At 73.2% G+C, this 8,066-nt stretch carries 8 protein-coding genes and 1 pseudogene; 5 read left to right on the top strand and 4 right to left on the bottom strand.

Annotated elements, in window-relative coordinates:
* Positions 1–168 precede the first annotated feature (168 nt).
* Positions 169–2,382: an alpha-galactosidase gene (locus ACFW1A_RS35475; RefSeq protein WP_380416687.1), complete on the bottom strand. Its 2,214-nt coding sequence runs from the start codon at positions 2,380–2,382 to the stop codon at positions 169–171.
* A 339-nt stretch (positions 2,383–2,721) separates the two neighbouring features.
* On the opposite strand from ACFW1A_RS35475, the gene ACFW1A_RS35470 reads away from it, so the two are divergent.
* The gene (locus ACFW1A_RS35470; RefSeq protein WP_380416685.1) at positions 2,722–3,570 is read left to right on the top strand and encodes a neprosin family prolyl endopeptidase; all 849 of its coding nucleotides are present in this window, start codon (positions 2,722–2,724) and stop codon (positions 3,568–3,570) included.
* Here the strand turns inward: ACFW1A_RS35470 and ACFW1A_RS35465 are convergent.
* Entirely contained in the window at positions 3,548–3,937 is a 390-nt protein-coding gene (locus tag ACFW1A_RS35465) for a cupin domain-containing protein (protein WP_380416683.1), read from the bottom strand. The genes ACFW1A_RS35470 and ACFW1A_RS35465 overlap by 23 nt on opposite strands.
* Before the next feature lie 52 nt (positions 3,938–3,989).
* On the opposite strand from ACFW1A_RS35465, the gene ACFW1A_RS35460 reads away from it, so the two are divergent.
* The 3 genes from ACFW1A_RS35460 to ACFW1A_RS35450 all read left to right on the top strand — a co-directional run bounded on the left by ACFW1A_RS35460 (position 3,990) and on the right by ACFW1A_RS35450 (position 6,107).
* Entirely contained in the window at positions 3,990–4,964 is a 975-nt protein-coding gene (locus ACFW1A_RS35460) for a GlxA family transcriptional regulator (RefSeq protein ID WP_380416681.1), read from the top strand.
* 112 nt (positions 4,965–5,076) lie between these two features.
* Positions 5,077–5,721, top strand: a complete 645-nt coding sequence (locus ACFW1A_RS35455) for a hypothetical protein (RefSeq protein WP_380416677.1) — start codon at positions 5,077–5,079, stop codon at positions 5,719–5,721.
* Positions 5,718–6,107, top strand: a complete 390-nt coding sequence (locus ACFW1A_RS35450; RefSeq protein ID WP_380416675.1) for an SgcJ/EcaC family oxidoreductase — start codon at positions 5,718–5,720, stop codon at positions 6,105–6,107. Before ACFW1A_RS35455 ends, ACFW1A_RS35450 begins: the two co-directional genes overlap by 4 nt.
* Before the next feature lie 34 nt (positions 6,108–6,141).
* Here ACFW1A_RS35450 and ACFW1A_RS35445 read toward each other — a convergent pair whose 3' ends face one another.
* The gene (locus ACFW1A_RS35445) at positions 6,142–7,101 is read right to left on the bottom strand and encodes a LysR family transcriptional regulator (RefSeq protein WP_380416673.1); all 960 of its coding nucleotides are present in this window, start codon (positions 7,099–7,101) and stop codon (positions 6,142–6,144) included.
* A 218-nt stretch (positions 7,102–7,319) separates the two neighbouring features.
* Here ACFW1A_RS35445 and ACFW1A_RS35440 point away from each other — a divergent pair, with 218 nt between their 5' ends.
* Positions 7,320–7,658 (top strand): DUF190 domain-containing protein, encoded by a 339-nt coding sequence (locus tag ACFW1A_RS35440; RefSeq protein WP_380416671.1) that lies wholly within the window; start codon positions 7,320–7,322, stop codon positions 7,656–7,658.
* On the opposite strand, the pseudogene ACFW1A_RS35435 reads toward ACFW1A_RS35440, so the two are convergent.
* A pseudogene (locus tag ACFW1A_RS35435) lies at positions 7,652–8,066 on the bottom strand (MFS transporter); the annotation flags it as partial. The gene ACFW1A_RS35440 and the pseudogene ACFW1A_RS35435 overlap by 7 nt on opposite strands.

Raw genomic sequence — 8,066 nt, 5'->3', positions numbered from 1 at the left:
CCGCCGCCCCGACCACGTACTCGGTCCGGCTCTGATCCCCCCGCGGGGGCGGGCCCCGGGGGGGGAGGGGGCGGGGGGGGGCCGGGGGCCCCCCCCGCCCCCCCGCCCCCCCGAGGGCCCCCCACCGTTTCCCCCGGTGCGGGCCCGCTCGACTGCTCGCTCCCGGCGCTACCCTGCGCAGGAGGTGGGGGAGACCAGGCTCCAGGTCTGGTTGGCGCCCCCGTTCGCCGGGAACTGCTGGACGGCGGCGCCGTCGGCGGTCGAGTTGTTGTAGAGGTCGACCACCTGCCCGTCGTAGGCGCTCCTGAGCTGGACCAGGTTGGGCCCGGCGTCGACCAGGGTCCAGCGGGAGTTGGGGTTTCCGTCGTCGTAGTACTGGATCAGCTGGGTGGCCTGATTGGTGGTCGGGCCGGGGATGTTGAGCAGCTTGCCGCTGTTGGCGTCGGCGACGGTGTAGCTGCCGCCGGGCTGGGCGGCGAGGATCCACAACTGGTCCCGCTGGCCGTTGTCCTGCCACTGCAGGATCGGCGCGCCGTCCGTGGTGGCGTCGTACTGCACGTCCATCCGGCCGCCGCTGGCGCCGTTGACCAGCTTGTACTCCGCGCCGGGGGCCGGGGCCGGCACCAGGCGCCACTGCTGGCCCGCGCCGCCGGAGGCACCGGCCTGGACGACCGTGCCGCCCGAGACGTCGATGTTCTGGCCGCTGGAGCGGGAGGTGATGGTGTAGGAGCCGCTGCCGGTCGGCGAGAGCGTCCAGTGCGAGTTGGCGCCGTGGTCGTCGTCCCACTGGACCAGCTGGGTGCCGCTGGTGGTGGACCAGCCGGGGACGTTGGCCAGGCGGCCGCTGTTGCAGTTGACCAGCCGGTAGGAGCCGTCGCCGTCGGGGACGAGCTGCCAGAGCTGGTCGTTGGCGCCGTTGGCGGGCTGCTGGACCAGGCCGGCGCCGTCGCCGGTGCCCGCGCCGGAGACGTCCAGGTACTGGCCGGTGGCCGCGTTCACCAGGTGGTAGGGCATCGCGGTGTAGCGCAGCCCGGCGGCCGGGGTCAGCCGCAGCAGGCGGCTGGCGTGCGGGTTCAGTGCCGCGCTGAAGGAGCCCGTCGCCGTGCCGAGGTCGGTGTGGGTCCAGTCGTCGTGGACCGCGGCCGAGCCGGAGAAGCCGAGGTCGGTGAACTTGGCGGTGACGGTCTGCGAGGTGGCGGCCAGGTTGAACAGCGCGACGGTGTACGAGCCGTCGGGATTGGCGGTGCTCCAGACCTGTTGCTGGGTCAGCTGGTCGACGGGGTGGGCGGGGTGGCCGGCCTGGTCGACGGCGATGACCTCGTCGTTGGTGAGCAGGGCCTTGTCGCCGGCGTCGAGGTTGGTGAGGTCGACGCCGAGCAGCAGGGGTGCGGCGTTGACGGCCCAGAGGGTCTCGGCGCTCTGCCGCTCGTCCGGGGTCAGCCCGTCGTTGGAGCCGTTGCCGACCTCCAGCGAGTCGAGGTCGTTCCAGCCGCCCGGACCGGCGTACCTGGTCCAGGCGGGGGCGTCGGCGAACCGGCGCGAGACGCTGGACCAGCTGGTCAGCGGGAAGGACGAGGCCGAGCAGTAGCACTCCACGTCGCCGTCGATCCGCCAGCCGTTCGCCCAGGCCTGCCAGGCCCAGGCATTGCCGGGGTCGAGGCTGTTGGAGAGCTCCAGGTGGATCGCCCGGCCGCTCTGGTTGAGCGCCTGCGACCAGTGCTGGATGTCGGCGGCGTCCCAGTCGCCCACGCCGTCCAGTTTCAGGTAGTCGGCTCCGTAGGAAGCCAGTTGGTCGGCCCAGGAGTTGAGGAAGGCCTGGGCGGCGGCCGGGTTCTTGGCGTAGTCGATGGCGTACATCGAGCCGTTGCCGAAGTTGTAGTTCGCCTCGTAGTGCGTGGTGTCGGAGACGATGTCCCGGGCGTGGAACGAGGTGCCCTGGATCGGCGTGTTCTGGTTGTACGCCGCCACGGGTATACCGGGGGTGAGGTACATGCCGAACTTCTCGCCCAACGCGTGGACGTAGGACGCCAGGCCGGCCATGCCGCTGGGGAACTTCGACATGTCGGTGACCCAACGGCCGTACCCGTCCACGGTGGTGCCCGGATTGAGGTACCAGAAGTCGTCGAGGTTGACGTACGAGTAGCCGTGGGCGAGCAGGCCGCTGTCGGCCATCGCCTTGGCCTCGGCCTCGACGGTGGACTGGTTCGGGCTGCCCCGCAGGAAGCTCCAGGTGCTCCAGCCCATGGGCGGGGTGAGGGCCACTCCGTTGCCTTCGGCGGCGGCGGGCGGGGCGGCGCCGAACAGGGGGAGGGCGGCTGCCGAGAGGAGGGTGGCCGCGACGGCGGCTCGTGCGGCCCGACGGCCGCGGCGGGTTGTGCGCATGGTGGTGCTCCTGGCTGAGGGCGGCAGCGATCAGGCAAAGCAAACAGAACCGATCAGAAGCGACCCAGATCAAACGCTTTGTGCAGAGGAAATGCCCGGTCTGATGCCCTGTCATGCCTTCTGTCGGCGTTGGTTTTTGCTCGATTCGGTTCGCTGTAACGGGTGGTGACGGCGCGACAGCCGGCATGCGCAGTGACGGGTTTCGATGTCGCGACCCTTGCGGTCCGGGGCGGCGGTCCCTAACTTAAGCGTCGATGAAAGCGGATTTAAGTCCGCAGTTATCACCGCGGCGCGGCGCGCGCCCGGTCCACCTCGCCCCTCGCGGAACGGACCCCCCACATGCGGATATCGCGAACCCTCGTCGGCTGCGCACTCGTCCTGGGCCTGCTGGGCGCGGCCCCCGGGACGGCGACCGCCGCCCCGGCTCCGGCCCCGGCTCCTGCATCGGCCGCGGCGGCCGGCCCGGCCGGACCGATCTGCTGGTTCGGCGCCTGCTTCGACTACGTGACGGGCCGTCAGAACACCGATGCGGCCGGCGCGAGCATCCGGATGCTGCAGTCCGCACCCGCGGTCAAGCCCGGGGACACGTCCTCGCACTCGCTCCAGGAGCTCGCGGTGCAGTCCGCCGACCAGAAGTCCACCGTCGAGATCGGCTGGACGGTGGACCTCGGGCTGAACGGGGACACCCGGCCGCACCTGTTCGTCTACCACTGGGTCGACGGCCAGGAGAGCTGCTACAACGGCTGCGGCTTCGTCCAGGTGTCCCGCACGGTGCGGCCCGGGACGGCGCTGGCGCGCGGCGAGGCCGGCAGCTTCGCCATCGACAACCTCGGCGGCGACTGGTGGGTCTTCTACGACGGCACGGCCGTCGGCTACTTCCCCGGCTCGCTGTGGAACGGCGGCTACACCCGGGCGCAGATGATCAGCGCCTTCGGCGAGGTGGCCCACGCGGACGGCAGCACCTGCGAGGGCATGGGCGACGGCCGGTTCGGCACGGCACCCGGCGCCGGCTGGATCAGCGGCTTCCGGCTGTTCGACTCCGCGGACGCGCCGCAGCTGACCGTCACCGCCACCAGCCCCGCCCTCTACGACGCCGGTGCGGTGACGGCGACCTCCTTCCACCTCGGCGGGCCGGGCAGCGGCCCCGGCTTACCGGGCGCCCGGCTCAGAGGCGGGGCCCGGTGGTGACGTCGACGTGGCCGGGCACCGCGTCGTGGCGGTCGCCGACGGTCGGCGTACCGGACGGCTCGACCATCAGGATCGCCGCCCCCTCGGGCGCGTACGGCCGGTGCTCGACGCCCCGCGGGACGGTGAACACCGCCCCCTTGGTCAGCCGGACGGTGCGCTCCCCGGCGGGCTCGCGCAGCGCGATCCGCAACTCCCCGTCGAGCACCAGGAAGAACTCGTCGGTGTGGTCGTGGGCGTGCCACACGTGCTCGCCCGCGACCTTGGCGATCCGCACGTCGTAGGCGTTGACCCGGGCGACGATGCGCGGGCTCCACAGGGTGTCGAAGGTGGCCAGGGCCTCGGTGAGGACGATCGGTTCGGTGGTCATGGCGTGATGGTGCCAACTGGTCCGCGGTCGGCGGGAGTGCTAGGAATCGCACATGCCGCAAGGATCCTCGCACTCCCCGCACCGGGTCGTCGTGATCGTGGACGAGAACTCCAACCCCTTCGAACTAGGCTGCGCGACCGAGGTGTTCGGCCTGCGCCGGCCCGAGGTGGGGCGCGACCTCTACACCTTCCGGCTCTGCTCGCCGGAGCCGAGCACACTGATGCGGGACGGCTTCTTCACCCTCACCGGGGTCGCCGACCTGGCGGCGGCCGACGAGGCGGACACCCTGATCGTCCCCAACCGGCCCGACACGGCGGTGCCCCGGCGGCCGGCCGTGCTGGCCGCGGTGCGCCGCGCGCACGCGCGCGGGGCGCGGCTGGTCGGGTTCTGCAGCGGCGCCTTCACCCTCGCCGAGGCCGGGGTGCTGGACGGGCGCCGGGCCACCGCGCACTGGCAGTGGGCCGACTCCTTCCGGGCCCGGTTCCAGGCGGTCCGGCTGGAGGAGGACGTCCTCTTCGTCGACGACGGCGACATCCTCACCGCCGCCGGGAGTGCGGCCGCCCTCGACCTGGGGCTGCACATCGTCCGCCGGGACCACGGGGCGGAGATCGCCAACACGGTCAGCCGGCGGCTGGTCTTCGCGGCGCACCGGGACGGCGGGCAGCGGCAGTTCATCGAGCGACCGGTGCCCGCGGTGCGCGACGAGTCGCTGGGCCCGGTGCTGGCCTGGGTGCAGCAGCGGCTGGAGCAGCCGCTGACCGTCGCCGACCTCGCGGCCCGGGCGGCCGTCAGCCCGGCCACGCTGCACCGGCGGTTCCGGGCCCAGTTGGGCACCACGCCGCTGGCCTGGCTCACCCGGGAGCGGGTGGCGCTGGCCTGCCGGCTGATCGAGCGGGGCGAGGCGCGGCTGGAGGTGGTGGCCCGTAGCAGCGGCCTGGGCACGGCGGCCCACCTGCGGTCGTTGATGCGCCGCGAGACGGGGCTCGCACCGTCGGCGTACCGGCGCAGGTTCGGACCCGGGCGGTGACGGCCGATCAGGAGGTGGCGAAGAATGCAGCGGTGACGTGACGTCACAATGTCCTCCGGCCGCGGGCACGGTGCGTGCGACTGTTAGGGTCTCCGGGACGGTGAGCATGTGCATGACCGGAACCGAGGGTGTGAGTGCGACGGACGTGATACCCGGGGACCTCCCCACCATCCTGCTCCATGACGCCGTGCTCCAGGAGTTCCTGGCCGCGGCGGTGCCCGAGTACCGGCTGATCACCCCCGAGGCCCAGCTGCCGTGCTTCGCGCTGCTACTGGGCACGGTCGCCGACTCGACCCTGAACGTCGAGCACCTCGCCTTCGGCCGCAACGCCAAGACCACCGACCCGGCCGCCCGGCGGGAGTTCACCGAGACCATCGTGCCGCGCTTCGGGCCCGAGTACGGGAACGAGCTGCGCGGCTGGTGGTTCGATTCGGCCGACCTGCTGCGGATCTCCTACCAGGCCGAGGCGGCGGGCCTGGACATCCTCGGCTCGATCCACATGCACCCCGACTGGCACCGGATCTGCCCCGAGCTCGCGGGCGGACGGGCACTGAGCGAGCACCCCACCCCCATGGACCGGCACGCCTTCGGGAGCGCGGGCTGGCCCGTCAACCTGATCTGCTACCTGGAGACCCGGGGCGGGGCCGTGTACCACGCCCTGGGCGCGTGGGCGCTGCCCGAGGGGCCGGACGGTCCGCTGGTCCAAGTCCCGCTGCGGGTGCGGACCGCCGTGCCGGCGGGGGGCGGTGCGCGATGAGCGGGGTCGAGGAGGACCGGGTCCGCGAGCTGTGGGCGGTCATGGCGCGCGGCTGGGCGGCCGGCGACGCCGAGGCCTTCGCCGCGGTGTTCGCCGAGGACTGCGACTTCACCACGGTGCGCGGGGAGAAGCCCGGCGGGCGGGCCGGGGTCGCCGCCCGCCACGACCAGCTCTTCCGCACCGCCTTCCGCGGCACCACGCTGCGGTCGCGGATCGACGCGGTCCGCCCGCTGCGGTCCGGTCTCGCCACGGTGGACGTGGCCGCGGAGGTGCTGGCGGCCGACGGGCAGCGCCTGCTCGCCACCCACGCGTTGGCGGTGGTCGCGCGGGACGCGGCCGGGGCCTGGCGGATCGTCGCCTTCCACAACATGGTCCCGGTCGGGTGAACGGCGCGGGGCCGGGCCGACCGGTCCAACCCGGTCAGCAGCGCGGGAGGCGGTACTTGCCGCTCGCCCAGGTCTGGAAGTGCGGTGCGTGGGCGATGAGTTCCTGGTAGGCGCGGGCCGCGGCACCGAACAGGGTGTCGGCGGTGGCCGCCGGCACCCGCTCCGGGCTCCACACCAGCACGTACCTGGTCCACAGCGGCGTGCCGGTCAGCGGCTTCACCGAGACCCCCGCGATCGGCCGGATGGTGGCCTGCACCACCGAGACGCCCACCCCGGCCGCGATCATCGTCTGCAACTGGTGCTGGTCACCGAGGAATTCGTGCACGGCCGCCGGCGCGAAGCCGCGCGCCCGGCAGGCGGAGTAGAAGACACCGGGCCAGCCCGCGCCGTCGTCCGGGGTGAGGAACCAGGGGCTGTCGGCCAGGTCGGCCAGGTCCACCTCCTGCTGCCGACTGGCCGGGTGCTCGCGGCTGAGCGCCACGAAGGCGGGCTCGGTGACGATGCCGCGGTGCGCCAGGGCCGGCGAGTGGTGCAGCTCCATGCCGGGGTAGTCGACGGCCAGGCCCGCGTCCGCCTCGCCCCGCTCGATCAGCTCGACGATCTCGACCGTCGCGTAGACGCTGCTGACCAGCGGCGCCAGCTGCGGCAGGGCGGTGCGGGCGTGGCCGATCATGCCGGCCAGGATGGGCGTGTTGGTGGCGGCCAGGCGCAGCGGCGAGGTCGGGTCGGGCGCCGCTCCCGCGGTGTCGCGGCCCAGCGCGTCCACCCGGGCGAGCACCTCGCGGGCCTGTCCGATCACCTGCACGCCGAGCGGGGTGGGGCGCACCCCCGCGGCTGAGCGGTCGAACAGGGTGCCGCCGAAGTAGTTCTCCAGGCGCTTCAACTGGCCGCTGACGGAGGGTTGGGAGAACCCGGTGGCCGCGGCGGCCCGGCCCAGGCTGCCGGCCTCCGCGATGGCCAGCAGCATGCGGAGGTGCCGGAATTCCAGGTCCAAATCTGCACGCCTCCCGTCCGAGCCCGACAGGGTGACCCTATGGGTTGCGCCGCAGGTGGAACAGATGCCCCGGGATTCTTTTCCGTACGATGAATCCTGCTCGCGGGGATAACAGGAATTGCCCGGAAATCCCGGCCGCGGCCTGCCGGCCGAACCGATCGGCGTCGGCCATCCTGGACCCGTGGGGCGCCGCGGGCGCGCCCCGGTCGGAGGACGTGATGGCCAGGCTTGCGGGGTCGGCGCTGCGGCTCACCGTGGTGGTCGGGGACGACCACGTCTGGCGCCACCGGCCGCTCTACAGCGAGATCGTGCACCGGGCCCACAGCGCCGGGCTGGCCGGTGCCAGCGTGTTCCACGGGATCGAGGGCTTCGGCGCCTCGTCCCACCTGCACACCGCCCGGCTCCTCTCGTTCAGCGCGGACCTGCCGGTCGCGGTGGTGATCGTGGACACCGAGGAGCGGATCCGCGCGTTCCTGCCCCAACTGGACGAACTGGTCACTCAGGGCCTGGTGCTGGTCGACCCGGTCGAGGTGGTCCGGTACGGCGCGGATCACTGACCGCGCCGCCGGCCCGGGCGCCAGACGAGGACCCAGCCGGCGGTGAGGGCGGTGGCGGAGCCGGCGAGGGCCATCGCGGTGCCCGGGCCGGTGGCGGTGGCGAGGGCGCCGATGCAGGCGGGGCCGAGGCCCTGCAGGGTCATGTTGCCGGAGCCGAGCAGGGCGAAGGCCTGGCCCTGGCCGTGCTCGGGGAGGGCGGCCAGGAACTCGCGCTGGAGGCCGAGGCCGTTGGCGAAGCCGCAGCCGGCCAGCAGGAGCAGGACGGCGGCGAGCGGGCGGCCGGGCTGGGCGGCGAAGCCGAGCAGCGGGAGGCCCATCAGCGCGATCAGCGGGACCACCAGGCGTTCGCGGGAGCCGGGCAGCAGCAGTCGGCCCACCACGGTGTCGCCGATCAGCATGCCGATCGGC

The organism is Kitasatospora sp. NPDC058965 (genome assembly GCF_042741245.1).
GTDB lineage: Bacteria > Actinomycetota > Actinomycetes > Streptomycetales > Streptomycetaceae > Kitasatospora.
Note: the sequence above shows the minus strand (reverse complement) of the source record. Positions and strands in the feature narration are given on the sequence as shown.

Bases quoted from the DNA above. Each gene is read 5' to 3' on its own strand.
- ACFW1A_RS35470 (WP_380416685.1), top strand. From the start codon at position 2,722: ATGCGGATATCGCGAACCCTCGTCGGCTGCGCACTCGTCCTGGGCCTG.
- ACFW1A_RS35440 (WP_380416671.1), top strand. From the start codon at position 7,320: ATGGCCAGGCTTGCGGGGTCGGCGCTGCGGCTCACCGTGGTGGTCGGG.
- ACFW1A_RS35465 (WP_380416683.1), bottom strand. From the start codon at position 3,937: ATGACCACCGAACCGATCGTCCTCACCGAGGCCCTGGCCACCTTCGAC.
- ACFW1A_RS35450 (WP_380416675.1), top strand. From the start codon at position 5,718: ATGAGCGGGGTCGAGGAGGACCGGGTCCGCGAGCTGTGGGCGGTCATG.
- ACFW1A_RS35475 (WP_380416687.1), bottom strand. From the start codon at position 2,382: ATGCGCACAACCCGCCGCGGCCGTCGGGCCGCACGAGCCGCCGTCGCG.
- ACFW1A_RS35455 (WP_380416677.1), top strand. From the start codon at position 5,077: ATGACCGGAACCGAGGGTGTGAGTGCGACGGACGTGATACCCGGGGAC.
- ACFW1A_RS35460 (WP_380416681.1), top strand. From the start codon at position 3,990: ATGCCGCAAGGATCCTCGCACTCCCCGCACCGGGTCGTCGTGATCGTG.